Source organism: Herbiconiux sp. SALV-R1 (assembly GCF_013113715.1).
Lineage (GTDB): Bacteria > Actinomycetota > Actinomycetes > Actinomycetales > Microbacteriaceae > Herbiconiux.
Map to the genome: position 1 here is coordinate 3,168,422 of NZ_CP053344.1, position 24,155 is coordinate 3,192,576.

The window sequence follows — 24,155 nt, forward strand, 5'->3', positions numbered from 1 at the left end:
TGCGGGTGTGGTCGGGTTTCGGCGTGCGGTCGTGCGGGCGTGCGGTCAGCTCGACAGCGGTGTGATGAGTTCGCCGACGACGTCGATGAGGGCTTCCCTGACCTCGTCGATGTCTTCGGCGGCCGTGAGGCCGGGGCTCGAGGCCACCAGGATGTACGCGGCACCGGCGAGGGCGACCCCGAGCCGGATGCGCTGCTTGGTCGACGGGAGACCGAGCATGAACGACTCCCCGATGCGGTCGATGACGCCGCGCGCCTCGTCGATGATGGGGATGTCGGAGAGCGTCTGGCCCTGGTTGATGATGACGTGCGCGGCGAGCCGGTGCGCGAGCAGCAGGTCGACGAAGTTCGCGGTGAACTCGGCCCGCCGGTCGCCCGAGATGACCTTCTCGACCAGCGACTCGAGGAACCCGGCGAGCTCGGCGACCGAGGGCGCGAGCGCGGCCTCGAACAGCGCCTCCTTCGAGCGGAAGTGGTACAGCACGCTCGACTTCGAGTAGCCCGCCGCGTCGGCGATCTGCTGCAGGCTCGTGCCGGCGTACCCGTGCTCGGCGAACATGCTCAGCGCGATCTGGCGCAGCTCGGCGGCGACGTCATGCTGGGCACGCGCGATCGGGGGGATGACGGACACGAGTACGAGGGTAGCCTGACCGATCGGTCAGCGCCTGCACGATCGGTCAGATTCCGAGCGGCCCCCCAGCTTTCGCGCCGCTACGGCCCTGGCGTCGCTCCTGCACTAGCGTCGTCGTCATGGCACGGGAGAAGAAGCGGGCGCGCGACGCCGGAGACGGCACCGAAGACATCGCCGACGTCGAGGAGAACCAGCGCGAGACGACCGGCGACCGGCTCGAGGCGGTGGAGGACTTCTCCGACGAGCAGGCCGGCTACCACAAGTCGCTGAAGCCGCGGCAGCTGCAGATGATCGCGATCGGCGGCGCCATCGGCACCGGCCTCTTCCTCGGAGCGGGCGGCCGCCTGCACGAGGCGGGCCCGCTGCTCGTCTTCGACTACGCCGTGTGCGGCTTCTTCGCCTTCCTCATCCTGCGCGCCCTCGGCGAGCTCGTTCTGCACCGCCCCTCCTCGGGCTCCTTCGTCTCCTACGCGCGCGAGTTCTACGGCGAGAAGGCCGCCTACGTCTCGGGCTGGCTCTACTTCCTCAACTGGGCGATGACCGCCATCGTCGACTCCACAGCCGTCGCCGTCTACGTGCAGTACTGGAGTCTGTTCACCGACGTGCCGCAGTGGCTGCTCGCCCTCATCGCGCTCGCGGTGGTGCTCGGCGCCAACATGATCTCGGTCAAGGTGTTCGGCGAGATGGAGTTCTGGTTCGCCCTCATCAAAGTGGTGGCGCTCGTCTCCTTCCTCATCATCGGCGTCGTGTTCCTCGCCTTCGCCTTCCCGACGGATGCGGGGGTCACCGGCATCCCGATGCTGGTGAACGAGGGCGGTCTCTTCCCCGACGGCATCAACACGCTCGTCGTGGCGGTCGTGATGATCCAGGGCGTGGTGTTCGCCTACGCCGGCGTCGAGCTCGTGGGCACCGCGGCGGGAGAGACGGCGAACCCCGAGAAGATCATGCCGAAGGCCATCAACAGCGTCGTCTTCCGCATCGCCGTCTTCTACTGCGGCTCGATCGCCCTGCTGGCGCTCCTCTTGCCGGCCTCCACCTACTCCGCCACCGAGAGCCCGTTCGTCACCTTCTTCTCGAACATCGGCAACCCGACGGTGGCCGCCATCGCGGGCTCCGCCATGAACTTCGTGGTGCTCACCGCGGCGCTGTCGAGCCTCAATGCCGGCCTGTACTCGACCGGGCGCATCCTGCATTCCCTCTCGGCCGCCGGCGCCGCACCGAAGTTCACGGGCAAGATCAACAAGCGCGGGGTGCCGTTCGGCGGCATCCTGCTCACCTCGGCGGTCGCGCTGCTCGGGGTGGGGCTCAACTTCGTGGTGCCCGCCCAGGCCTTCGAGATCGTGCTCAACGTCTCGGCGCTCGGCATCATCTCGAGCTGGGGCACCATCGTGCTGTGCCAGATGAAGTTCAAGAAGCTTGCCGACCAGGGCCTCTACACGCGACCGAAGTTCAGGCTGTTCGGGGCGCCGTTCACCTCGTACCTCACGCTCGTGTTCCTGGTGTCGGTGCTGGTGCTGATGGCCTTCGACTACCCGGCGGGCACCTTCACCATCGCGTCGCTCGTCATCATCGTGCCGCTGCTCATCGTGGGGTGGTTCGTGTACCGCGACCGCATCACGGCGATCGCGGCGGCGCGGGCGGGATACACGGGGGCGTTCCCGACGGTGGCGAACCGGTCGGCGCTGGAGGCGGAGGCGGGTCGCGGTGCGAGCGGCTCGGGCGGCGCTGGGGGCTCGGTTTCGGGTGGAGCCTCTGATGGTGCCTCTGGTGGAGCCGACGAGGGCGGGAAGCGCTAGGCCTCGTCGCGCCAGCTGTGCTGCGGGCTGTACCAGAGCATCCGCTTCGCCTTGTCGATGGAGAGCAGCGTCTCGGTGCCCTCGACGTCGCGGGTGAAGGGCACGTCGGGGAAGAAGCGGGCGGCGAGCTCGGTCGAGGGCGCGTCGAGCACGGTGTCGGCGGCGGCGATGATGAAGGCCTCGAAGCCGGTGAGGGTGCTCTCGAGGGCGAGGCGCACGGCCTGCGCGCCGTCGCGGGCGTCGATGTAGCCCCAGGCGTTCCAGGCGCGGCTCGCCGGGTCGTCGGCGAAGCCCGGGAAGGCGGCGTAGTCGGCCGGTTCCATCACGTTCGAGAAGCGCAGGCCGATGAGCTTGAGCGACGGGTTCCAGCGGGTGAAGTGGCGGGCCATCTCCTCCTCGAGCGCCTTGCCGAGCGAGTAGGTCGACTGCGGGCGCACCGGGTACTCCTCGTCGACCGGGAACGACGGCGGCGGCGACTGCAGGAAGGGCAGCCCGAGCACGGTCTCGCTCGAGGCCCAGACGATGTTGTCGATGCCGGCGGCCTGCGCGGCGGCGAACACGTTGTAGCTGGAGGGGACGTTGTTCGCGAAGGTCGCCGAGTTGGTGAGGATGCCCGGCGCCGGGATCGCGGCGAGGTGCGCAACCGCGTCGATGGAGGAGTAGCGGTCGTCGACCGCGGTGAGCGCCTCGGCGACCTGGCCGTAGTCGGCGAGGTCGATGCGGAGGAACGCGGCGCGGGGGTCGTGCGAGGAGGAGCGCTCGCGATCGAGCACCACCACGTCGTACCCGTGGGTGAGCAGGTCGGCGACGACAGCTCGGCCGAGCTTGCCGCTGCCGCCGGTGACGGCGACTCGGGTCATGGGGGCTCCTTCGTGAGGGTTCCTGTTGGTGGTGATTCGTGTTGGCGCTGCTTCGTGTTGGCGCTGGCGCCGTGTCTCACCCTAGGCTCGCCGCATGGGAATCGCCGCCTCTATCCTCATCGGCATCGCCGGACTGATCCACGTCTACATCTTCGTGTTGGAGAGCATCCGGTGGCGGGCGCCCTCCACCTGGCGCGTGTTCGGCCTGCGCAGCCAGGAGGAGGCCGACACGACGGCGGGCCTGGCCTACAACCAGGGCTTCTACAACCTCTTCCTCGCGATCGGCGCTCTCCTCGGCGTCGTGCTGCTGCTCGCCGGCGGCGGCTCGGCCGGCGTGCTCGGCGGCTCCGCCGGAGCGGGCGACTCTGCCGGGGTGGTCGGCGGATCTGCGGGCGTGGGCGGCGTCTCCGCGGCCGCCGTCGCCGGGTTCACGCTCGCCCTCTTCAGCGCCGGCTCCATGTTCGCCGCCTCGATGGTGCTCCTCTCCACCGGCCGCGACAAGCTCCGCGCCGTCACCATCCAGGGCCTCCCGCCCCTCCTCGGCATCATCACCCTCCTCGTCTCCCTCGCCCTCTGACCCGCCCCGGCGGCGCCCCGCCGCCCCCCCTCCCTCCCGGCGAAACGACGGAGTTCCGAGTCGTTCGTACCGAACGACGGAGCCTCGGCGGCGTGTCGAGCCGAGCATCCGTCGTTCCGTCGCACCAGCCCGGCGCCGACCTCCGGCCGAACGACGGAGTCCCGGGGCGTCCGTACCGAACGACGGAGCCTCGGCGGCGTGTCGAGCCGAGCATCCGTCGTTTCGTCGCGCGTGCCGCGTCGGAACGCGATGGAGCTGAGGGCCTCGCGGGCGGCGTGCGGCGCGGCGCGGCGGGGCGCGCCGCACACACGGGACGGGCCCGCCCGGCGCCGTGACGGCGGCCGGACGGGCCCGTTCTGCGGGGTGACGACCCGGGGTTAGCCCTTCTGCGCGGCCCGGCGTCGCGCCACCACGAGCGCGGCGACTCCCGCGGCCAGCACCAGGGCGCCGAGCGCCCCGAAGCCGAGGCCCGCGAAGCCCGTCGAGGCGAGTCCGCCTCCCGCGCCCGCGCCGGGCGCCGGGGTCGCCGAGCTGCCCGGGTCACCGGGGGTCGGCGCGCCCGTGGGGCTCGGCGAGCCGGTCGGGTCGGGCGACCCGGTCGGCGTCGGCGTCGGCGTGGGTGCCGCCTGCGTGGTGGTCACCGACACGAGCGTCGAGATGCCCGAGTCGCCGTACGCCACCGAGCCGAGGAACCGCGCCGGCCCGTCGAGCGACGCCCACGAGGCCTCGTAGCTGGTCTCCTGACCCGAGACCGCCGCGAGCGCGGCCGGCGTGACCGTCAGCGTGCTGCTCTCACCGACACCGAGCGCGTACTCGACCAGGTCGAAGGTGGCCTCCGACTTGCCCGAAGGAGCCGCGTAGATGTCGACGGTCACCTGGTAGGTGCCGGGCGTCGGGTTCTCGAGGTCGACCCGCTCGTCGGCCGAACCGGTCGCCGAGAGGTACTGCTCCACCGGCTCACCCGACTCGTCGACGAGGTCGACGAACAGGTCGAGGTCGGCCGTGTCGTCGACCGAGTCGAGGTCGAAGCGGGCGAAGGTCGTGCCCTCCTCCACCGTCATGGTCGACACGAACTGCTTGCCCGTCGGCAGCGTTCCCGAGTGGCCGTCGGATGCGCTCTCGTCTTCCACGAGCACGCCCTCGGCCAGGTTCGTCACGGCCAGCGGCACCTCGCCGTCGACGCCCGGGGTCACCGGAACGCTGACGCTGCCGGTGTTGCCCTCGCCGGTCACCTCGTAGGGTGCGGCGATGGCCACGGGGCGCACCGCCACCGGGCTCCGCACGTCGCCGTTCTCGCCCGACCAGGTGAGGTACCCGGTGGCGAACTCGTCGAGCGGAGCATCCGTCACATCGAACGAGACGGTGTACGTGGCCGTCTCGCCCGGCCCGTCGAAGGAGAGCGTCGACGGGGTGACGGTGGTGTCGACACCGTCGATCGACAGCTCGGCGGTGTAGTCGCCGGCCGCGGTCGAGGTGACGGTGCGGGTGACGGTCTGGATGCCCGCGAGCGATCCGATCGCGATCGACGCCTGGTTGAGGTCGGACGGGTCGATCGGGTCGATGCCGGTCGGCTCGCTGAACACGTAGCCCTCGCCCTGGAGGAAGGCGATCCAGTCGTCGACCCCGCTGTCGTACACGAGACCGGGGTCGAGCATCCGGTTCGGGTCGACGTGGCCGGCACCCTGGGCGAAGACGTCGGTCGACGCGCTGCCGTCCTGGTTCACGGTGTCGTAGGCCGAGGTCATCATCGACGACCTGATGGTCGAGACCGAGGCGTTCGGGAACTTGGTGAGGTACAGCGCCGCGAGACCGGCCACGTGGGGAGCCGACATCGAGGTGCCCGACTCGAACTGGAAGGTCGGGTCGTCACCCTCCTGGTTGGGGCCGTCGGCCAGAATCGAGACGCCAGGAGCCGAGATGTCGGGCTTCAGCACGTCGGCGCCGTCGGCCTCGGCCGGTCCGCGCGACGAGAAACCGGCGACCTGCGGCGTGGGACGCACGACACCCGAGGTGTTGCCCTGCACGAGGGTGACGGTGGCGCCGTCGGTCGCCGCGTAGGCGTAGATGGCGTCGTAGGCGTCGGAGTCGATCTGGATCGACGGCACCGAGTGGTCGTCGGCGTGGTCGGCGTTCGGGAACGGGTTCACCAGCAGCATGCCGACACCGCCGGCGCGAGCCACCTCGGCCGACTTCGAGACGCGCGCCGTGACGCCCGCCTCGCAGACGACGACCTTGCCCGCGGTCTCGGCGGCCGAGAGGCTGCCGTCTTCGCAGATCGTGGCGTCGCCCGTGCCGCTCGCGACCGCGTCGCTCAGCACGAGCGGAGCGGTCAGCGGGTCGTGCACCGTGATCGACGAGCCGGCGAACTTCTCGCCGTTGCCGAGCTCGGCCGTCGCCATGTAGGTCGGGATCGACGACGCGGCGACAGTGGCGTACCAGGGCGAGGCGTGGTCGAGCGTCGTGGAGTCGGGACCGGAGTTGCCGGCGGAAGCCGCGACGAACACGCCCGCGGCGGCGGCACCGAAGAAGGCCTGGTCTTCGAGCGCGAAGGTGCTGGTGGCCGAGCCGCCGCCGATCGAGAAGTTGATCACGTCGACGCCGTCGGCGACAGCCTGGTCGATGGCCGCGAGGATCGACTCCGTGTAGCAGCCGTCTTCGGTCTCGACGCCGTTGCCGTTCCAGCACACCTTGTACTGGGCGACCTTGGCGGCCGGGGCCACGCCCGAGATGTCGCCGAAGTCGTAGTCGCCGATGGTGGCGTCGACGTCGGCGTTGCCCGCCGCGGTCGAGGTGGTGTGCGAGCCGTGCCCGTCACCGTCGCGGGGCGACAGGTACTCGGGGCGGTCGGGGGTGCCCACAAGGTCGTAGAGCGCGGAGGGCAGGAACCAGTTCGCGCCGATCAGCTTGGTGTTGCACTCGTCGCCCGTCCACTGCTGGTCGGCGTCGAGACCGGGCTGGCAGGTGCCCGAGTAGGTCTGGCCGTCGGACTTCTCGAACACGATGCGCCCGTCGGCGAGGTAGGGGTCGGCGCCGGCCGTGGTGCCGAGTTCGTCGCCCGCGAACGACGGGTTCTCGGGAGCGATTCCGGTGTCGAGGTCGCCGACGACGATGCCGGCACCAGCCGACTCGATGCCGCCGAGCTCCGACCAGAGTCCGTCGTCACCGGTCAAGCCGAGGAAGTCGGTCGAGGCGACCTGACCGGTGTCGGGAAAAGGGGTGAGATCGGCGGTGGTGATCGGGGCGTCGACCGCCGCATCCGTGGCCTCGGTCGCGCCGGGCTCGGGTGCGGTGGCCCGGTCGAGCTTCAGCACCTCCGACTTCGTCACTGCGGCGACGTCTTTGTGGGACGCGAGCTCGGCCGCCTGCGCTCCGGTGAGCCGCGCCGAGAAGCCGTTGAGGGTGAGCGTGTAGCTGTAGTCGACGGATGCTCCCACCGACGCGGCCACCGCATCCTGCTGGCTCTGCAGCCGGGCTGCGTAGGCCTCGACCGCCGGGGCCGAGGCGTCGAGCTGACGCCCGCCCTCGGGAGCGGTCTTCGCGAGCTGCGCGTCGCCGGTGAAGGTGGCGGCCGGGGCTGCGACGAGGGTGACGATGTAGGTTCCGTCGGCGTACGACACCGGGCTCGAAGGGCCCGCGGGCGGCTTCACGACCGAGCCGCCCGGGGCGGCCGAGGCGGGCAGGAACGCGAAGGTGCCTGCGGCCACCACACCGGCGACGACGGCGACCGCAGCGGCGACGCCGCCTCGTCGGCCGGCCGGCCCTCGTTTCGGTGCGGTGAAGGACGACGATCTCAGAGGGGCACGGCGCACGTAGGGCAGCTTTCTCGTGGAGGGAACCGGATCCAGATGGGGATTCGATGAGAATGTCATCCGATTATGCGGAGAATTGTGGCGGAACGGCAGTCTTCACTTTTGGTTGCCGAACGTTTACTATCCACCCCCCACTCGGGGGGATCGCTCGCTCGGAGGGGGCGCCCACTCCAGGGACCGCGTCAGACGCGGGTCGCGGCGATCCTCTCGCGGGCCCGCTGCTCCCGCCGGTCGCGGAGGCGCTCCCGGAAGCCCTCGACCAGGTTGTAGAGCACGGGCAGCACGATGAGCGTGAGCACGGTCGACGACACCAGGCCGCCGATGACGATGATGGCGAGCGGCTGCGAGATGAAGCCGCCGTGACCGGTGAGCCCGACCGCCATGGGCAGCAGCGCGAAGATCGTCGCCAGGGCCGTCATGAGGATGGGCCGCAGACGTCTCGAGGCGCCCTCCACCAGCGCTTCGGCCACCTTGAGACCGCGCCCGCGGTACTGGTTCACGAGGTCGACGAGCACGATGGCGTTCGTCACCACGATGCCGACGAGCATGAGCACGCCGATGATCGAGGCGACGCCGAGCGGGATGCCGGAGATCACCTGCAGCGCGACGGCTCCGGTCGCCGCGAACGGGATCGACAGCAGGAGCAGGAGCGGCTGCAGCAGGCTCTTGAAGGTCGCCACCATTACCACGTAGACGATGAGGATGGCGACGAGCACGGCGATGCCGAGCTGCCCGAAGGCGTCGGACTGGTCGGTGACCACGCCTCCGATCTCGGCCGAGGCGCCCGGTGGGAGCTCGACGTCGGCGAGCGCCTGCTGCACCTCGGTGCTGGCCGTACCGAGGTCGTCGCTGTTCGGCGTGACCGAGACCGTCGCCGTGCGCACGCCCTTGACCGTGGTGATGGTCGCGGGGCCGTCGACGACGCCGACGGTGGCGAGCGAGTCGAGCCGCACCGGGCCCGCGACCGTGGGCACGGCCAGCGCGGCCAGCTCCTCCTCGGTGGTGGGCGGGTCTTCCGAGACGAGGTAGATGGTGTAGTTCGTGTCGTCGATGACGATCGTGCCGACCGTGGTGGGCTGCATGGCCTGCGACACCAGGGCGCCGACGGCCACCTCACTGAGGCCCGCCTGCGCGGCCTTGCCGCGGTCGACGGCCACCTGCACGTAGGGGCGCGACTCGCTGAGGTTGCTCGACGCCTGCTTCACGGCGTCGAGGCCCTGCATGGAGCTGAGCACCGCATCCGCCGCCGTCGCCAGGTCGGTCTGGGTGGGGGCGGTGACGTCGATGGCGATGTCGGAGGAGGCGCCGAAGCCCGACGACGACGAGATCGAGATCTCCCCGGCGTCGGGGATGGCCTCGAGGGCGGTGCGCACCTCGCCCTGGAGCGCCTCCTGGTCGGCACCCTCGTCGGTGGTGATGTTGTAGGTGATGGCGCTGTCGCCGCCGCCGACGAAGGCGTCGCGGAGCGTCGAGCCGCTCGAGCCGATGGTGAGCTGCACGGTCTCGATGCCGTCGATGCCGCGCAGCGCCGACTCGACCTCGGAGGCCTGGGCCGACTGGGCGTCGAGGCTCGCGCCGACGGGCACGGTCTGGGTGACGGTGAGGGTGTTCTGCCCGCTCGAGCCGAGGAAGTTGGTCTTCATGAGGCCGAGCAGCGGGAAGGTGCCGAGCAGCACGACCGCGGCGATGGCGATGGTGATGACGGAGTGGCGGAGGGTCCAGCGGATGATCGGGAGGTAGCCGCGCTGGAGGGCCGTGGGCGGCTCGTCGGGCACGTCGGCGCGGTGCGAGCCCGCGCGGGCGCGGCGGGGCGGGGCGGTCGCCACGGCGACGGCGCCGGCATCGACGCCGGGTGAAGCGGCGAGCTCGGCGACGGCGGCGTCTTCTGGCAGGAGGGGGCCGGCGTGCTCGGCGGTGTGGGCGGATGCGGTGGCCGGGCCTGTGGGGGTGACCCCAGCATCCGGAAGCGTCGCGGTGCCGCTCTGCGCCGCGGCCTTCCCGGTGCGCGCTTTCTCTTTCGGCGGGCGCACGAACCAGTAGGCCAGCACCGGGACGATGGTGAGCGCGACGAGCAGGGAGGCCAGCAGGGCGATGGTGACCGTGAGGGCGAAGGGGCGGAACAGCTCGCCCGTGGTGTCGCCGACGAAGGCGAGGGGCAGGAACACGGCGACCGTGGTGATGGTGGAGGCCGTGATGGCGCCGCCCACCTCGCGCACGGCCTCGACGATGAGGGCGGCGCGGGCCGCCGCGGCCTCGCGCGGGGGCAGGGTGGTGCCGGTGAGGGTGGAGAGGTGCCGCTTGATGTTCTCGATGACGACGATGGAGTCGTCGACCACGCGCCCGATGGCGATGGTGAGGGCGCCAAGGGTGATGATGTTGAGCGTGTAGTCGGCGGCCTGCAAGCCGATGAAGGTGATGAGCACCGAAGTCGGGATGCTGATCGCCGTGACGAGGGTCGACCGCACGGAGAGCAGGAAGACGAACACGACGATCACGGCGAACAGCAGGCCGAGGAGGCCCTCCGTGGCGAGCGACTCGATCGACTGCTCGATGAAGGGGGCCTGATCGAACACCACGGTGAAGGTCGCACCGGGGATGGCCGCCTCGAGGTCGGGCAGCAGCGCCTGCACGCCGCGCGACACCTCGACGGTGTTCGCGTCGGGGAGCTTCGTGACCGAGAGGGTGAGGGCGTTCTCGCCGTTCACGCGCGAGATGGAGGTGACGGGGTCGTCGACCAGGGCCACCGTGGCGACCTCGCCGATGGTGACGGGCGTGCCGTCCGCCTTGACGGCCGGGAGCGCAAGTGCGGCGATGTCGTCGGTGGAGGCGAGCTTCTTGCCGGCCTGCACGGCGTAGCTCTGGCCACCCTCGGTGAGCGTGCCCGCGGGGATGAGCTGGCCGTTGTTCTTCACCGCATCCGTGATGTCGGTGGCGGAGACCCCCGCGATCGCGAGGTCGGCCGCGCGCGGCGTGATCGTGACGCGCTGACCGATCTGACCCAGGATCTCGGCCGCCCGCACCCCCTCGACGTCTTCGAGCTCGGGCACCGCCGTCGTCTCGAGCTGCTGCGCGAGCGCCTTGGTGTCGGCGTCGGAGTTCGACACGGCGACCGAGATGATGGGCAGGTCGTTGATGCTGCCGCTCAGCACCTGGGGGTCGAGGTCTTCGGGCAGGGTCGACTTGATGCGGTTGATGGCCTGCGTCATCTTCTGCTCGGCCGTGGCGAGGTTCGTGCCGTAGGTGAAGGTCGCCGAGATGATCGACAGGTTCGTGCTGCTCGTGGCGCTCGTCGTCTCGATGCCCTCGACGCCCTGGATGGCGGCCTCGATCGGCGTCGACACGTCGTCGTTCACGACCTCCGGGCTCGCGCCGGGGTAGGTCGTGAGCACCGCGAGCTGCGGGAACTCGATCGACGGGATGAGTTCCTGCTTGAGGCTCGTCAGCGCGAGGCTGCCGAACACGGCCACCACGATGGTGACGAGGGCGATGAGCGCCCGGTTCTTCATGCTGACGACGGCGAGGAAGTGCACGAGGTCCCTTCTGAGGGTGTGCGGCTGTGTTCAAGCATCTTAGCTATCGCATTCGAACGGATGCCGTGGTCGGCACCACCTGTGGATAACTAGATGACGAATCATCAGTAACGAGCTATCCTCGATTCATGACCCCGATCTCGTCCCTCTCCCGCCGCACCATCGCCCTCACCTCCGTCGGCCTCGTCGCCGGCGCCCTCCTCGCCACCAGCGCCCTCCCCTCCGCCCACGCCGTCCCACCCACCCCCGGCACCATCCAACTCATCGACGTCTCATCGGTGCCGGGCATCGCATCAACGAACAGCGAGAGCTACGCCTCCCCGTCGGTCTCGGCCGATGGCCGGTTCGTCGCCTTCGCCTCGACCGCTGACGACATCATCCCCACCGGGGAGAGCCACACTGATGGGCCGTTCCAGGTCTTCATTCGGGACACTGTGACGGACAAGACCAAGTCGATCGGGGTCTATAGAAGCGATCCCGTGATCTCAGACGACGGACAGGTCGTCGCGTCGAGGTGGGGTAACAACGTGTGGGTGTGGTCAGAATTCACGGGTACATCGCGCCTAGTCAACACTCGGTACGGCTCGACCACGGAGCCGGGGAACGATTCGGTCATCTCTTTGGACATGTCTGGGTCGGCGAACGCCATCGTGTACGAGACCGCCGCTACCGACGTCCTTCCTGGCGAGGCCTATGAAGTCGCCCGCCCGCGCGTGTACAAGATCGATCCGTCTGGCGTCACGTCCTTGGTCGGCTTCGACCCGATGGTCGATGCCAGCGATCCGTCCATCTCCGCCGACGGGAGATTCGTTGCTTTCACATCGACGCAGACTCATGCCGCCCTGCCGTCCAACGGCCATCGACAGGTCTACGTCAGCGACACCGTCACCGGGCGGATCGACGTCGTCTCGCTCGATTCCTCCGGGGTCGGACTCGGCGATGGAGACTCCGCCCACCCATCGATCTCCGCGGACGGCATGTCGGTAGCATTCGACAGCTCGGCGACAAACCTTCAGACCACAGCACCTCGACCGGGTACCTATGTCTATACGCGAGACCGAGCAACGGGTCTTACGACCATGACGAGCCTGACGGCAGCGGGGGCACCCAGGCCCGGCAAGAATCCGTCCGTCTCCTCTGACGGGACGGTCGTTGCATACGAGGGATTGACATGCTCTCCGATCTGCCAGGTGTATGTGAACAACACCGCGACAGGTGCGTCTCGTGTCGCGAGCACAAACCGCCTCCCCGAACCAGGCAACCAAGCTTCCTGGGCACCAGCGGTCTCCGCAGACGGGAAGTTCGTCAGCTGGGCGACGGGGGCCACCAACCTCACGTCTGACGACTATTCGCGCCCGTCTCACCACCACTCGCTCCACGTGCTGCTGCGGAATCTCGGCGCGAGTGGGGCAGCGGTGAGGGCTGCGGGGGCGGATCGGTATGAGACGGCGGTGAAGGTGTCGGAGGGGGCGTTCGCGGAGGGGGCCGGGACGGTGTACCTGGCGGCGGGGGCGAACTATCCCGACGCGTTGAGCGGGGCGCCGGCGGCGGGGGAGGCCGGGGGGCCGGTGCTGCTGACGGAGAAAGATCGGGTGCCGGCGAGCGTGCAGGCCGAGATCGATCGGCTCTCGCCCGAGCGGGTGGTCATCCTGGGCGGGACGAACAGCGTCAGCACCGGGGTCGAGGCCGCGGTCGCGGCCGAGGGCCGCACCGTCGAGCGCATCGGGGGCACCGATCGGTACGAGGTGTCGGCAGCGGTCGCCGCTGACAGCTTCGGGTCGGCGACGACGGTCTACGTGGCGAGCGGCGAGAAGGCGCCCGACGCGCTGAGCGGAGCGGCGGCAGCCGGCAAGGACTCCCCCGTTCTGCTCACGAAGAAAGACGAACTGCCGCAGACCGTGCGCGACGAGATCGTCGCCCTAGGGCCCGAGAAGATCATCATTCTCGGCGGCACCGAGACGATCGGCGAGACCGTCGCTCTCGAGCTGGCCGAGATCGCCGACACCGTGAGGGTGAGCGGCGCCGATCGCTACGAGACTTCCGCCGCCGTCGCCGACGAGGCCTTCGTCGAGAACACGGGCGGCGCCGTCTACATCGCCTCCGGCGAGACTTTCCCCGACGCCCTCACGGGCTCGGCCGCGGCCATCGCCGCCGGCGCACCCGTGCTGCTGGTGCAGAAAGACTCGATCCCGATCGACATCGGCGAGACCCTAGAGCGTCTCGGCCCGAGCGCGGTCTACGTGCTCGGCGGCCCCGACACGGTCTCGGACACCGTCGTCGAGATCCTCGGCAGCTACGTTCACGACATCGACGACTGACGCGCAACCCCCAGAAAGGAGACCTTGTCAAGGCGGTGAAAGTTCAGACGTGGGAACTAAGATGCGATGGTCGCGTTCAAAGGAGAACCATGGCAGACACACTCACCGCGCCCGTTTCGTGGCGCAGCGCTCAGCGGGGACTCTGGGTCGCATCCGCCGACGAGCATCCGGTCGGCATCGTCACCGAGAAGTGGACCCACGGCTTCGTGGTCACCACCCGCACCGGGCGCAACCTCGGCACCTACCGCAGCCTCGAAGAGGCACAAGGAGCGCTCGAAGCGTCTCTCTGACGCGTCACCACTCGTCGGCAGCACCACCGGTGCCGCACCCGTCAGCGAACGGTGGCGGGCCCGGGGGTGCTGCCGTTGGTCTGAGGGGCACCGTTCGGACCGGGCTCGTCGGTGAACTGCAGCCCGCCGCTCCCGTTCGACGACGCCGTGAGAATGTCGAGCCACTCGCGATTGATCGAAGGCACCCTCCCCCCGGCGAACTTGAAGTACAGCGGGATGCTCGCGTCGAGCCAGATGCTCGACCGACCGTCACCGATGGCGGGATCGTCTTTCCAGGAGAAGAAGAAGCTCTCCTTGCGCCGCAGCTTCGCGGCGATGACGATCTGCAGATGCGTGAGCGTTCGGTCGTCGAACTCGATCTCGATGCCCGACGAGCCGTACAGCAGTTTTCCCATGGAGCGATTCCTCTCGACGTTCCATTAAGACACGTCGGGCGTGCAAACGCTCCCAGGGCTAGTGTTGCCCTGAGATCGGGACAGCCCGAATTCGCGACAGACCGGAAGAAGGTGCGCCGTGTTCGGCAGCAAGTCACGTGAGCCGGAGGCACAGGTCACGCAGCCCGGGTCAGACCTGCAACTCGGCGGTGAGCGCAGCGTTCCCGCAGTGCGGGTGAACGCCTTCCGCATCGGCCTCGTGGGAGGGCTGGGTGTTCTGCTCGCCATCCTCATCGGCGGCATCGTGCAGCAGCTCAGCACCGTGCTCATCTACATCGGCGTCGCCCTGTTCCTCGCCCTCGGCCTCGACCCCCTCGTGTCGTGGCTCGAGCGGCGCATGAACCGCGCGCTCGCCATCGTGATCGTGTTCGCCGCCGTCATCCTCATCTTCGGCGGCCTGCTGTTCGCCGTCATCCCGCTCATCGTCGACCAGGCCACGAACTTCGGCTCGCAGTTCCCGCAGATCGTGAGCGACTTCACCAAGAGCGACTTCGTCACGGGGTTGCAGAGTCAGATCGGCAACTTCGTCGACATCGACAAGGCGGTTCAAGACGCCACGGCCTTCCTGCAAGACCCGAACAACCTCCTCGCCCTCGGCGGAGGGCTGCTCGCCGTCGGGTCGGGCATTGCCTCGGGCGTCACGGGCTCGGTGATCGTGCTCATCCTCACCCTGTACTTCCTCGCCTCGCTCCGCGGCATGAAGCGCATGACCTACCGCTTCGTGCCCGCCAACAAGCGCGCCTCCTTCGCCTCGCTCACCGACGACGTCACGGGTGCCGTCGGTCGCTACGTCGTGGGGCAGATCAGCCTCGCCGCCATCAACGGCATCCTCAGCCTCATCTTCCTGTCGATCATCGGCGCTCCGCTGCCGGCCCTGTTCGCCTTCGTCGCGTTCCTGGCCTCCCTCATCCCGCTCGTCGGCACGTTGAGCGGCGCGGTCATCATCACTCTCGTGTGCCTGTTCGCCTCACCGCTCACGGCCCTCGCCGCCGGCATCTACTACCTCATCTACATGCAGGTGGAGGCCTACTTCCTGAGCCCCCGCATCATGAACCGGGCGGTCTCCGTGCCGGGGTCGATCGTCGTGATCGCAGCCATCGCGGGCGGCACCCTGGGCTCCGTGCTCGGCGCCCTGGTGGCGATCCCCATCGCCGCGTCGGCGATCATCATCGTGCAGAAGGTCGTCTTCCCGAAGCAAGACGCCAAGGTCTGAGCGACTTCGACCCCGATCGGCCCGGCCGCCCGGCCGCCCCCGGCCGGCGACCGCATCCACGCCGCTCCCAGCTTCGGCGCAAGCCCCTTGCGGTGTCGGTGGCCAGGCGTACTGTCGTGCCCGAGAACGACGAGCACCGACGAAAGGATGCATCCATGACCTCCACAATCGAACGTCACGTCGAGGTTCCGAGCGACGGCGGCGCCAAGTCGACCCGCCGCCAGAACGCCGAGCGCGGCTTCGTCGCCCCGAAGGTGCTCACCGAGTCGCTGCAGCGTGTGCTGGTCGACCTGGTCGAGCTGCACATCCAGGGCAAGCAGGCGCACTGGAACGTGGTGGGCAAGAACTTCCGCGACCTCCACCTGCACCTCGACGAGATCATTGACGACGCCCGCGAATTCAGCGACACCGTCGCCGAGCGCCTGCGCGCACTGCACGCGGTGCCCGACGGCCGCAGCGACACCGTCGCGGCGACCACGACGCTACCCGAGTACCCGAACGGCGAGATCGACACCGCCGAGACCGTCGACCTCATCACGGCGCGTCTCGAGGCGGCCGTAGGCACCATCCGCGAGGTGCACGACGATGTCGACGAGGCCGACCCCACGAGCGCCGACGTGCTGCACGCCATCATCGAGCGTCTCGAGCAGCACGCCTGGATGGTCAGCGCCGAGAACCGCACGCCATCGCGCTCGAAGTAGCCACGCCAGCCGGCTCCGACCGGCCTGGTTCGGCACTGTTCCCCGTGGAGCCCTCAGGCCTCCACGGGGAACACCAACAGCGAACTGCTCGCCGTGGCGATGACGGCACCGGATGCGTCGGTCACCACACCCTCCGCGAACGCCACCCGGCGCCCCGGTTTCACGACCGTGCCCACGCACGTAATCTCGCCCGAGTCGCGGTTGAGCGGGCGCAGGTAGCTCACCTTCAGCTCGATCGAGGTGTAGCCGAGCCCGGCGGCGAGGGTGGTCTGCACGGCGCAGCCGACGGCTGAGTCGAGCAGGGTGCAGACGAGCCCGCCGTGCACGATGCCGAGTGTGTTGTAGTGCGACTCGTCGGGTGTGCACCGGAACACCGCTCGCCCCTCCGACACCTCGGTGAGCGTCATGCCCATGAGCTTCGCCATCGGCGGCGCCGAGATCTCGCCGCGGACGAGCGCCCCGAGGTAGTCGATTCCCGACATAGTCGCGCTCTGACGTGCCCCCGCCACGGGGTCATCCCACTCGACGACACGGCTCCGGTGCGCAGCATCTTCGCTCATCCCCCCAGGCTACGCCCGCCCCGCGGGCCCTCACCCGCAGGCTCCCACGGGGCCGCCGCCCGCGGGCCCGCGTGGAGAGTGGACGCTGACACGGTGGTCGGCCGGTAGCAAGACTGGTGCCACCGGCGGTAGCATCAACGCGTGAGCGCACATAAGATCAGCCTGAGCCTCCAGGAGTCCGATCTCGCCTTCCTCGACGGCGAGACGTTGGAGGGGCGCTACCCGAGCCGTTCGGCGGTGGTGCAGGATGCGATCCGCGTGCTCCGGGAGAGCCGGCTCGCCGACGCCTACGCCGAGGCGTTCGGCGAGTGGGACGACTCGGGCGACGCGGCGCTGTGGGAGTCGACCGCCGCCGACGGGTTGGAGAGCGCCGGCGGCTCGGGCACCGGTGCCGCGTGAGCTCCTCTGGTCGGCCGGTGCCGCTGCTGCGCCGCGGGCAGATCGTGATCGTCGCGCTCGACCCCGTGGTGGGGTCGGAGGCCTCGAAGACCCGCCCCGCGGTCGTCGTGAGCAATAATGCGGCGAACCAGAGCGCGGCACGCACGGGGCGCGGGGTGGTGGCGGTGGTGCCCGTGACGTCGAACACCAGCCGGGTGTTTCCCTTTCAGGTGCTGCTGCCCGCATCCGCCACCGGGCTCTCGCTCGACTCGAAGGCGCAGCCCGAGCAGCTGCGGTCGGTGTCGGTGGAGAGGGTCGGGGAGTCGGTGGGGTGGGTGCCCTCGGAGCTCATGGGCGAGGTCGACGACGCCATCCGGTTGCACCTCGGGCTGTGAGCCGCGCCGCGACGGGACGGGCGCCCGGCCGAACGGCGCCGGGCCGAAGGGCGCCCCGCCGAACTGCGACGGGCCGCGACGGGCGTAGCGCCGCGCCGGATGGCGGCGTGATGCTCAGACCACGTCGGCGATGAGGTCGCTCGGCGCGACCGGCCCCGTGGTGACGGTGCGCCAGGCGGCGGCGAGCGCCTCGACACCGCGCACGAGCTCGGGGTTGCCATAGCCGATCGGGATGCGGAGGAACCGCTCGAACGCCCCGTCGATGCCGAAGCGCGGCCCGGCCGTGATGAGGAGGCCGTGGCTGCGCGCGGCGAGCGCGAGCTGCGAGCTGAGCGGCGCACCGAGGTTCGCCCACACGGCGAGCCCGCCGTTCACCCGCGGCACCTTCCACTCCGGCACGTGCAGCGCGAGCAGGCGTTCGAGCTCGTCGCGCCCCGTACGCAGCTGCTCCGAGCGCAGGCGGATGACCGGGTCGAAGTCGCGGAGCAGCTCGGCCACCACGAGCTGCTCGAGCACCGGAGTACCGAGGTCGCCCGCGAAGCGCTGCGCGGCGAGCTTGCGGATGATGGCTGGCGTCGCCCTGATCCACCCCACCCGCAGCCCCGCCCATACGGTCTTGCCGACCGAGCCGACGAGGATGGCGGAGTCGGCGGTCGACCGGTCGCCGTAGGCGGCGAAGGGCAGATAGTCGCCCGGCCGGTCGATGTCCATCTCGGCCGTGGTCTCGTCGGCGATGACCAGCGAGCCCTGCCGGGCCGCGTCGTGCAGCACGCGGGTGCGCAGCTCGGCGGGCATCGACTCGCCGGTGGGGTTGTGGAAGTCCGGCATGAGGTACGCGAGGGCCGGGCTCGTGCGGGCGAAGGCCTGCGACAGGCCCGCGGCGTCCCACCCGTGCAGCCCGTCGGGCTCCTGCCCGCTCTCCGCGGCCGCGACCGCCACCGGCACCAGCCGAGCGCCGGCCATGCGCAGCGCCTCGTAGGCGTGCGGATAGCTCGGCAGCTCGACGACCGCGCGATCGCCGCGCGCCATGAGTGTGCGAGCCAGCAGGAAGATGGCGTGCTGGGCGCCGATAGTGATCATCACCTGGTCGACGCTCGTGGGCAGCCCGCGCGCGGTGTAGCGGTCGGCGACCGCCTCACGCAGCATCATCGAGCCGAACGGATCGATGCCGGTGCCGCCGAGCTCCACGGCGTAGCGCTCCATGGCCGACTGGGTGGCGGCGAACAGGCCCGGGTAGCTCGCCGAGGTGGCCTTGGCGAAGTCGATGAAGTCGCCCGGCGCCTCCTGGCCGGTGACCGGCGCCCGACCGGGGAGCCGGGTGACGCTGCCCGAGCCGCGGAGGCTCGTCGTGTAGCCGGCGTCGCGCAGCTCGCGGTACGCGGCCGAGACCATGGTGCGACTCACCCCGAGCGCCCCGGCCAGATCGCGCTCGGCGGGCAGGCGGGTGTCGGTCGGGATGCGCCCGTCGAGCACCAGCAGACGGATGCGGTCGAACAGCGCCAGATACGACGGCCCGGCCGAGGAGCCCCGCCAGTCGCCGAGGAGTGCCATCAGGGCGCGGGTTCCGATTCGTGCGTCAGCCATGACGCCACTCTAGCCACATTGGCTCCTTGATTCGAGGCCAATCATGAAATTGGATTGCCGTCATGAACCGCAGCCTCGTCATCCGTGTTCCCCGTCTCGTCGTGGGGCTGGTGCTCTACGGCATCGCGGATGCGCTCATCATCCGTGCCGCCATCGGGGTCTCGCCGTGGACGGTCTTCGCGCAGGGCCTGTCGAACGTCACGGGGCTCGGCATCGGCCTCCTCACGAACATCGTGGGGCTGTGCGTGCTGGCGCTGTGGATCCCGCTGCGGCAGCGCCCGGGCTTCGGCACCGTGCTCAACGTGCTGCTCATCGGCCCCTCCATCGAGCTCGGTCTCTGGCTGCTGCCCGCTGTGAGCGAACTGTGGCAGCAGGCGCTGCTCTTCACGGCGGGCCTGCTGCTGCTCGCGGTGGCCAGCGGCATCTACATCGGGGCGAAGATGGGGCCGGGCCCGCGCGACGGTCTCATGACGGGCATCCACTCCCGCCTCGGCTGGCCGATCTGGCGCGGCCGGGCGCTCGTCGAGGGCTCGGTGCTCGTCGTGGGGTGGTTGCTCGGCGGCAACGTGGGCGTGGGAACCGTGCTGTTCGCGACGCTCATCGGGCCGCTGTGCGGGGTGACGCTGCGGGTGTTCGGGGTGACGGCGAAGCGCGAGCCGCGGCCGGCCGGCCGCTCCCTGCGCTCCGCGGGTAGGCCCGGGGCGCGCGCCGCCGCGCAGCCCGCTGCCCGCTCCCTGCGCTCCGAGCGCTACGCCCCGGCCTTGCCCGCCTTCGCCGCGGCCTTGGCCTCGCGCTTGGTCTCCCGCACCCGGGTGAGCGAGTCGGCGTCGACGATGTCGGCGACCGAGCGGTAGGAGCCCTCCTCGCCGTAAGGGCCCGCCGCGGCACGCCAGCCCTCGGGTTCCACCCCGTACTGCTTGCCGAGCAGCGCCACGAAGATGCGCGACTTCTGGGCGCCGTAGCCGGGCAGGCTCTCGAGCCGCTTGAGCAGGGCCTTGCCGTCGGGGTCGCCCTCCGTCCACAGCGCCGAGGCGTCGCCGCCCCAGTTCTGGACGAGGTCGGCGCACAGGGCCTGCACCCGGGCGGCCATCGAACCGGGGTAGCGGTGCACGGCGGGAGTCTGCTTGAACACCTCGACCAGCGCATCCGGATCGTAGGCGGCGAGGTTCTCGGCGTCGAACGCGCCCTCGATGCGGTCGGCGATCTTCTTCGGACCCTCGAAGGCCGTCTCCATGGCGATCTGCTGGTCGAGCAGCATGCCGATGAGCAGAGCCAGCGGGTCGGTCGACAGCAGGTCGTCGGCGGCGGCGTTTCCGGTGATGTGGAGCTTCGCGGTCATGTGTCCATTGTGGTGGCGGGATCGTCTTCGGCCCAGAGCGCCGCCCGGGTGAGGCTGCGGTCGACGATGCCCCGCGCATCCGTGGGGATGCTGTGGAACAGGCTGTAGAGGCGGTCGAACTCGAGCTGCAGCAGGGTGTCGCGCACGCGGCGGGTGACGCGGGCGGGCATCGGGATGAAGTTCGGGTAGCTGCGCATGATGCCCACCGAGGCGCGATCGGCGCCGATGGTGACGGTGTCGCCGGTGAGGAGAACCCCGCGCCCGTGCGCCCCTGCCGCCCAGTGCGCGACCGCGCTGCCGGGGAAGTGCCCGCCGCAGCGCACGAGCCGCACGCCGGGGACGGGCTCGAAGTCGTCGCTCCAGAGACGGATGGCCGGGTCGGGTCGGCGCACCCAGTGCGCGTCGGCCGCCGCGACCCACACCGTCGCGGGGGCGCCGAAGGCGTGCGCCCACTGGATCGACGAGCCCGTGAGGTGCGGGTGGCTCGACGCCACCGCCGCGACTCCCCCGAGGGCTGCCACGGCCTCGCGGCCCGCGTCGTCGATGAAGCCGGGCGGTTCCCAGAGCAGGTTGCCGGCGTCGGTGCGCACGAGCAGGCCGCGCTGGCCGATGCCGAGCCGGTGGTCGGTCTCCACGGCGTGCAGACCCGGCTCGAGCTCGGACACGGTGATGCGGTAGCCCTCGGCGGCGAGCTCGTCGCGGGTCGTCCAGCGCTGCCCGCCCTCCGGCACCCACTGCCGCTCGTCGGCGCAGATCGCGCAGACGGCGGGCGGCTCCGCGGTGTCGGGATGCTCGATGGCGCAGGTCGCACACGTCCAGACGGTCATGCGCTCAGTTCTATCGCGGCGCGTAGACCGAGCGGAAGGCCCGGGCGCCGGCACGGGCCTTCGCGTCGATGAGATCGCGGTCGAGGGCTGTTGGCTCGAGTACGGCGGGGTCGAAGAGCGCGCGGTCGAGGGTGGCGCCGAGCACCAGGTAGGCGAAGTGCTCGGCGGCGAGCTGCGGGTCGGGAACGCGCAGGCGCCCCTCGTCGTCGAGACGGCCGAGCATGCCGGCGATCGCCGCGATGACGCGGCCGGGCACGCGCTCGAAGTACTCGGCGGCCAGCTCGGGGAATCGCCCGGACTCGCCGATCAGCATGCGCCGGGTGGCGAGCACCCGGGGCGTCAGCACCGCCCGGGCGTGAGCGACGGCGAAGGCGTCGAAGGCCTCGGCGAAGCTCGCTCCCGACTCGCCCTGCGCGACCACCTCCACGTGCTCGGCGACGAACGACTCCGCCGTCGCGATGGCACGGCCGACCGCGGCGCGGAAGAGCTCGTCCTTGCTGTCGAAGAGGTTGTAGACGGTACGCTTGGCCACCCCGGCCTCGGCGGCAAGCACGTCGATGTTGCCGCCCAGGTACCCGTGACGGAGGAAGTGCTCGGTCGCGGCGTCGAGGATGAGGGCGCGCGAGCGCACCTGCCTCGGGTCGAGGCGGGAGGTCGTGGGGCTTGCGGTGAGATCGTCCACGGTGCCATCATGCACTCACCCGTGCAGTAATGCACTCGCGGGTGCACTGCGTGTCGCCACCCCGCCGCCCGAACGGCCCAGGACCCTCCGGAGGATCACCATGAGCGCAGCCCCCGCCGACCCCGCCACCCCCGCCACCCCCGCCTCCCCCGCCTCCCCCGAGCTCGACAAAGCGGCCGCCGTCACCCGGTCGATGCTCGGCTGGGGCGTGGTGGCCGGGCCGTTCTACCTGGTGTTCGGCCTCATCCTGGCCCTCACCCGCCCCGGTTTCGACCTCGGCCGCGACGCCCTCAGCCTGCTCATGCTCGGCGAAAGCGGGTGGCTGCAGACGCTCAACCTCGCGCTCGCGGGGGTGATGACGCTGGTGGCGGCGATCGGCCTGGCCCGCACGCCCGCCTGGTCGCGGGTGGCCGCCGTGCTGGTGGGTGTGTACGGTGCGTGCCTGGTGCTGAGCGCCGTCTTCCCTCCCGACGCGACAGCGTCGTTCCCGCCCGGCGCCGGCGGGGGCGGGTCGTTCTCGATCTCGGGGCTCCTGCACCTCGCCTTCGGCGGGCTCGGGTTCGTCGCCCTCGGAGTCGCGGCGATCGTCGCGGGGTCGTGGTGCGCGCGCACGGTATCGCGGTCGGCCGGGGTGCTGTCCCGCGTCGCGGGGGTCGTCGTCATCGTGGCGTTCGCCGCCGGGGGCGCCCTGTCGAACGGGCCGGCCGGGGTCGCCCTGCTGTGGCTCGCGGTGGTGGTCGCCTGGGCCTGGTTGGCCCTGACGAGCGTTGCGGCCTATCGCGCCGTGCCGCATCCGCTGCTCTCCCGGCGCTGAGCCGCACTCTCCCCCGAGCTGTCGATCCGCTGCGGCGACGAGCGGGTCGGCGGAGGGAGGGGGACACTGGGCGCAAGCGAGGGCCCGAACGACGGGCCGTGGGGATGGTGCGTCATGAGGGTCGTGATCGTCGGGGCATCCGGCAACCTGGGAACGGCGCTGCTGAGGCGTCTCGGCGCCGAGACCGGGGTCGAGGCGGTGGGGGTGTCGCGGAGGGTGCCCGATCGCTCGGCAGCTCCCTACGACGTGACGGCCGACTGGCACGGCGTCGACATCGGGGCGCCGGGGGCGGTCGCCCGGCTCACAGCCGTCTTCGACGGAGCGGATGCGGTGGTGCACCTCGGGTGGGCGCTGCAGCCGAACCACGACGAGGTCGCGATGGCGCGCACCAACGTGGTGGGTACGCGCGCGGTACTCGAAGCCGTCGCGGCCGCGGGGGTTCCGCAGGTGGTGGTGGCGTCGTCGGTCGGCGCCTACAGCTTCGGGCCGAAGTCGCGGCGCGTCGACGAGCGGTGGCCGACGGGCGGCATCCAGACCTCGCACTACGGCAGGCACAAGGCGATCAACGAACGGGAGATGGATGCGTTCGAGGGCGCGCATCCGCCGGTCGTGGTGACGCGCATGCGCCCTGGACTGGTCTTCCAGCCCGACGCGGCCCGCGAGATCGCGCGGCTGTTCGCCGGGCCGTTCGTGCCGGTTCCGCTGCTCGGGTTGCTGCGGCGGCTGCCCGTGTTGCCGCTGCCGACCTCGCTGGTCTCGCAGGCGGTGCACGCCGACGACGTGGCCGACGCCTTCTGGCGGGCGATCGACCGCCGGGCCGGGGGCGCGTTCAACGTCGCCGCCGAGCCCGTGCTCGGGCCGGAGCAGGTCGCCGCGGGGCTCGGGGTGCCGCGCACGGTGCCGTTCCGGCGGCAGGTGCTGCGCGGCATCGTCGACCTCAGCTGGCGGCTGCGGGTGCAGGCCACCGACCCGGGCTGGATCGACATCGCCACCTCGGTACCGCTCATGTCGACCGAGCGGGCCCGCTCCGAGCTGGGGTGGGCGCCGGCGGTGTCGTCGACCGAGGCGCTGCGGGCTATCGTCGAGGCGTTCGCGGCGAATCGGGGCGTGGGGGCCTCGCCCTCGCTGCACGGGTGAGGGAGACTCGTCAGCATGACTCAGCCCACGCACGACCAGCTCGAAGCCTCGCAGCACACCGAGAAGCGCACCGTCGGAGGCGAGCTGCGCTACTACCTGAAGGATGCAGCGGCACACGTGAAGAAGCTCAACGAGCCCTTCGACCCCGACGGCCTCGAGGCCTGGTTCACCCCCGACGGCACCTTCCACGCCCAGGGCCTCAACGCCAACGCCGGCCTCTCCGCAACCCTCGGCGCCGCCGCCGGCGCCGCCATAGCCGCCGGCTGACCCGGGCCCGCCGA

22 protein-coding genes are annotated in these 24,155 nt (G+C 70.6%); 12 read left to right on the top strand and 10 right to left on the bottom strand.

What is annotated here, in order from left to right; genetic code table 11:
- Nucleotides 1-45: 45 nt before the first annotated feature.
- A complete protein-coding gene (locus HL652_RS15165) occupies nt 46-630 on the bottom strand; it encodes a TetR/AcrR family transcriptional regulator (protein WP_171706082.1) in 585 nt (194 codons plus the stop codon).
- A gap of 119 nt (nt 631-749) precedes the next feature.
- Here HL652_RS15165 and HL652_RS15170 point away from each other — a divergent pair, with 119 nt between their 5' ends.
- Nucleotides 750-2,426 carry an amino acid permease gene (locus tag HL652_RS15170; RefSeq protein WP_171706083.1) on the top strand — a complete coding sequence of 559 codons (1,677 nt, stop codon included), beginning with the start codon at nt 750-752 and terminating at the stop codon, nt 2,424-2,426.
- On the opposite strand, the gene HL652_RS15175 is transcribed toward HL652_RS15170, so the two are convergent.
- A complete protein-coding gene (locus HL652_RS15175) occupies nt 2,423-3,286 on the bottom strand; it encodes an NAD-dependent epimerase/dehydratase family protein (protein WP_171706084.1) in 864 nt (287 codons plus the stop codon). The genes HL652_RS15170 and HL652_RS15175 overlap by 4 nt on opposite strands.
- A 94-nt stretch (nt 3,287-3,380) precedes the next feature.
- On the opposite strand from HL652_RS15175, the gene HL652_RS15180 reads away from it, so the two are divergent.
- The gene (locus tag HL652_RS15180) at nt 3,381-3,863 is read left to right on the top strand and encodes a DUF1304 domain-containing protein (RefSeq protein ID WP_171706085.1); all 483 of its coding nucleotides are present in this window, start codon (nt 3,381-3,383) and stop codon (nt 3,861-3,863) included.
- A 377-nt stretch (nt 3,864-4,240) separates the two neighbouring features.
- Here HL652_RS15180 and HL652_RS15185 read toward each other — a convergent pair whose 3' ends face one another.
- Together HL652_RS15185 and HL652_RS15190 are read right to left on the bottom strand one after the other, a co-directional pair.
- The gene (locus HL652_RS15185) at nt 4,241-7,672 is read right to left on the bottom strand and encodes a S8 family serine peptidase (protein WP_171706086.1); all 3,432 of its coding nucleotides are present in this window, start codon (nt 7,670-7,672) and stop codon (nt 4,241-4,243) included.
- A 182-nt stretch (nt 7,673-7,854) separates the two neighbouring features.
- Complete coding sequence (locus tag HL652_RS15190) at nt 7,855-11,202, bottom strand: efflux RND transporter permease subunit (protein WP_171706087.1); 3,348 nt, start codon at nt 11,200-11,202, stop codon at nt 7,855-7,857.
- Nucleotides 11,203-12,653: 1,451 nt separating this feature from the next.
- Here HL652_RS15190 and HL652_RS21520 point away from each other — a divergent pair.
- Both HL652_RS21520 and HL652_RS15200 read left to right on the top strand, forming a co-directional pair.
- Nucleotides 12,654-13,520 (top strand): cell wall-binding repeat-containing protein, encoded by an 867-nt coding sequence (locus HL652_RS21520; protein ID WP_216603906.1) that lies wholly within the window; start codon nt 12,654-12,656, stop codon nt 13,518-13,520.
- A gap of 89 nt (nt 13,521-13,609) precedes the next feature.
- Complete coding sequence (locus HL652_RS15200; RefSeq protein ID WP_171706089.1) at nt 13,610-13,810, top strand: hypothetical protein; 201 nt, start codon at nt 13,610-13,612, stop codon at nt 13,808-13,810.
- A gap of 41 nt (nt 13,811-13,851) precedes the next feature.
- Here HL652_RS15200 and HL652_RS15205 read toward each other — a convergent pair whose 3' ends face one another.
- Nucleotides 13,852-14,205 carry a DUF7882 family protein gene (locus HL652_RS15205; protein WP_171706090.1) on the bottom strand — a complete coding sequence of 118 codons (354 nt, stop codon included), beginning with the start codon at nt 14,203-14,205 and terminating at the stop codon, nt 13,852-13,854.
- Nucleotides 14,206-14,323: 118 nt separating this feature from the next.
- Here HL652_RS15205 and HL652_RS15210 point away from each other — a divergent pair, with 118 nt between their 5' ends.
- Both HL652_RS15210 and HL652_RS15215 read left to right on the top strand, forming a co-directional pair.
- Complete coding sequence (locus HL652_RS15210; protein ID WP_371743514.1) at nt 14,324-15,457, top strand: AI-2E family transporter; 1,134 nt, start codon at nt 14,324-14,326, stop codon at nt 15,455-15,457.
- Nucleotides 15,458-15,612: 155 nt separating this feature from the next.
- Complete coding sequence (locus HL652_RS15215; RefSeq protein WP_171706091.1) at nt 15,613-16,158, top strand: Dps family protein; 546 nt, start codon at nt 15,613-15,615, stop codon at nt 16,156-16,158.
- Nucleotides 16,159-16,211: 53 nt separating this feature from the next.
- Here HL652_RS15215 and HL652_RS15220 read toward each other — a convergent pair whose 3' ends face one another.
- Nucleotides 16,212-16,718 carry a PaaI family thioesterase gene (locus HL652_RS15220; RefSeq protein WP_171706092.1) on the bottom strand — a complete coding sequence of 169 codons (507 nt, stop codon included), beginning with the start codon at nt 16,716-16,718 and terminating at the stop codon, nt 16,212-16,214.
- Nucleotides 16,719-16,859: 141 nt separating this feature from the next.
- On the opposite strand from HL652_RS15220, the gene HL652_RS15225 reads away from it, so the two are divergent.
- Complete coding sequence (locus HL652_RS15225) at nt 16,860-17,117, top strand: ribbon-helix-helix domain-containing protein (RefSeq protein WP_171706093.1); 258 nt, start codon at nt 16,860-16,862, stop codon at nt 17,115-17,117.
- Nucleotides 17,114-17,491 (top strand): type II toxin-antitoxin system PemK/MazF family toxin, encoded by a 378-nt coding sequence (locus HL652_RS15230; RefSeq protein WP_305848740.1) that lies wholly within the window; start codon nt 17,114-17,116, stop codon nt 17,489-17,491. Before HL652_RS15225 ends, HL652_RS15230 begins: the two co-directional genes overlap by 4 nt.
- 114 nt (nt 17,492-17,605) lie before the next feature.
- On the opposite strand, the gene yczR is transcribed toward HL652_RS15230, so the two are convergent.
- Nucleotides 17,606-19,075 carry a MocR-like transcription factor YczR gene (gene yczR, locus HL652_RS15235; protein WP_171706094.1) on the bottom strand — a complete coding sequence of 490 codons (1,470 nt, stop codon included), beginning with the start codon at nt 19,073-19,075 and terminating at the stop codon, nt 17,606-17,608.
- A 62-nt stretch (nt 19,076-19,137) separates the two neighbouring features.
- Between yczR and yczE the strand changes: the two genes are divergently transcribed.
- Nucleotides 19,138-19,929: a membrane protein YczE gene (yczE, locus tag HL652_RS15240; RefSeq protein WP_216603907.1), complete on the top strand. Its 792-nt coding sequence runs from the start codon at nt 19,138-19,140 to the stop codon at nt 19,927-19,929.
- Here the strand turns inward: yczE and HL652_RS15245 are convergent.
- Genes HL652_RS15245 through HL652_RS15255 form a run of 3 tightly spaced genes read right to left on the bottom strand, consistent with a single transcriptional unit; the run spans nt 19,824 to nt 21,923 of the window.
- On the bottom strand, nt 19,824-20,414 hold the full coding sequence (locus HL652_RS15245) for an HhH-GPD-type base excision DNA repair protein (protein ID WP_171706095.1): 591 nt from the start codon (nt 20,412-20,414) through the stop codon (nt 19,824-19,826). The two genes, yczE and HL652_RS15245, sit on opposite strands and share 106 nt — an antisense overlap.
- Complete coding sequence (locus tag HL652_RS15250; protein WP_171706096.1) at nt 20,411-21,241, bottom strand: MBL fold metallo-hydrolase; 831 nt, start codon at nt 21,239-21,241, stop codon at nt 20,411-20,413. The genes HL652_RS15245 and HL652_RS15250 overlap by 4 nt, the downstream gene beginning before the upstream one ends.
- 10 nt (nt 21,242-21,251) lie before the next feature.
- A complete protein-coding gene (locus HL652_RS15255) occupies nt 21,252-21,923 on the bottom strand; it encodes a TetR/AcrR family transcriptional regulator (protein ID WP_171706097.1) in 672 nt (223 codons plus the stop codon).
- A 100-nt stretch (nt 21,924-22,023) separates the two neighbouring features.
- Between HL652_RS15255 and HL652_RS15260 the strand changes: the two genes are divergently transcribed.
- The 3 genes from HL652_RS15260 (at nt 22,024) to HL652_RS15270 (ending at nt 24,141) form a co-directional block, all read left to right on the top strand.
- Entirely contained in the window at nt 22,024-22,737 is a 714-nt protein-coding gene (locus HL652_RS15260) for a DUF998 domain-containing protein (protein ID WP_216603908.1), read from the top strand.
- A gap of 114 nt (nt 22,738-22,851) precedes the next feature.
- Complete coding sequence (locus HL652_RS15265; RefSeq protein WP_171706098.1) at nt 22,852-23,874, top strand: NAD-dependent epimerase/dehydratase family protein; 1,023 nt, start codon at nt 22,852-22,854, stop codon at nt 23,872-23,874.
- A 15-nt stretch (nt 23,875-23,889) separates the two neighbouring features.
- The gene (locus tag HL652_RS15270) at nt 23,890-24,141 is read left to right on the top strand and encodes a hypothetical protein (protein ID WP_171703404.1); all 252 of its coding nucleotides are present in this window, start codon (nt 23,890-23,892) and stop codon (nt 24,139-24,141) included.
- The last annotated feature ends 14 nt before the right edge of the window (nt 24,142-24,155 follow it).

Excerpts from the sequence above, each read along its gene's own strand:
- yczR (WP_171706094.1), bottom strand. The coding sequence starts at position 19,075 with ATGGCTGACGCACGAATCGGAACCCGCGCCCTGATGGCACTCCTCGGC.
- HL652_RS15200 (WP_171706089.1), top strand. The coding sequence starts at position 13,610 with ATGGCAGACACACTCACCGCGCCCGTTTCGTGGCGCAGCGCTCAGCGG.
- HL652_RS15180 (WP_171706085.1), top strand. The coding sequence starts at position 3,381 with ATGGGAATCGCCGCCTCTATCCTCATCGGCATCGCCGGACTGATCCAC.
- HL652_RS15215 (WP_171706091.1), top strand. The coding sequence starts at position 15,613 with ATGACCTCCACAATCGAACGTCACGTCGAGGTTCCGAGCGACGGCGGC.
- HL652_RS15250 (WP_171706096.1), bottom strand. The coding sequence starts at position 21,241 with ATGACCGTCTGGACGTGTGCGACCTGCGCCATCGAGCATCCCGACACC.
- yczE (WP_216603907.1), top strand. The coding sequence starts at position 19,138 with ATGAACCGCAGCCTCGTCATCCGTGTTCCCCGTCTCGTCGTGGGGCTG.
- HL652_RS15260 (WP_216603908.1), top strand. The coding sequence starts at position 22,024 with ATGAGCGCAGCCCCCGCCGACCCCGCCACCCCCGCCACCCCCGCCTCC.
- HL652_RS15175 (WP_171706084.1), bottom strand. The coding sequence starts at position 3,286 with ATGACCCGAGTCGCCGTCACCGGCGGCAGCGGCAAGCTCGGCCGAGCT.
- HL652_RS15220 (WP_171706092.1), bottom strand. The coding sequence starts at position 16,718 with ATGAGCGAAGATGCTGCGCACCGGAGCCGTGTCGTCGAGTGGGATGAC.
- HL652_RS15265 (WP_171706098.1), top strand. The coding sequence starts at position 22,852 with ATGAGGGTCGTGATCGTCGGGGCATCCGGCAACCTGGGAACGGCGCTG.
- HL652_RS15170 (WP_171706083.1), top strand. The coding sequence starts at position 750 with ATGGCACGGGAGAAGAAGCGGGCGCGCGACGCCGGAGACGGCACCGAA.
- HL652_RS15205 (WP_171706090.1), bottom strand. The coding sequence starts at position 14,205 with ATGGGAAAACTGCTGTACGGCTCGTCGGGCATCGAGATCGAGTTCGAC.
- HL652_RS15270 (WP_171703404.1), top strand. The coding sequence starts at position 23,890 with ATGACTCAGCCCACGCACGACCAGCTCGAAGCCTCGCAGCACACCGAG.
- HL652_RS15245 (WP_171706095.1), bottom strand. The coding sequence starts at position 20,414 with ATGACCGCGAAGCTCCACATCACCGGAAACGCCGCCGCCGACGACCTG.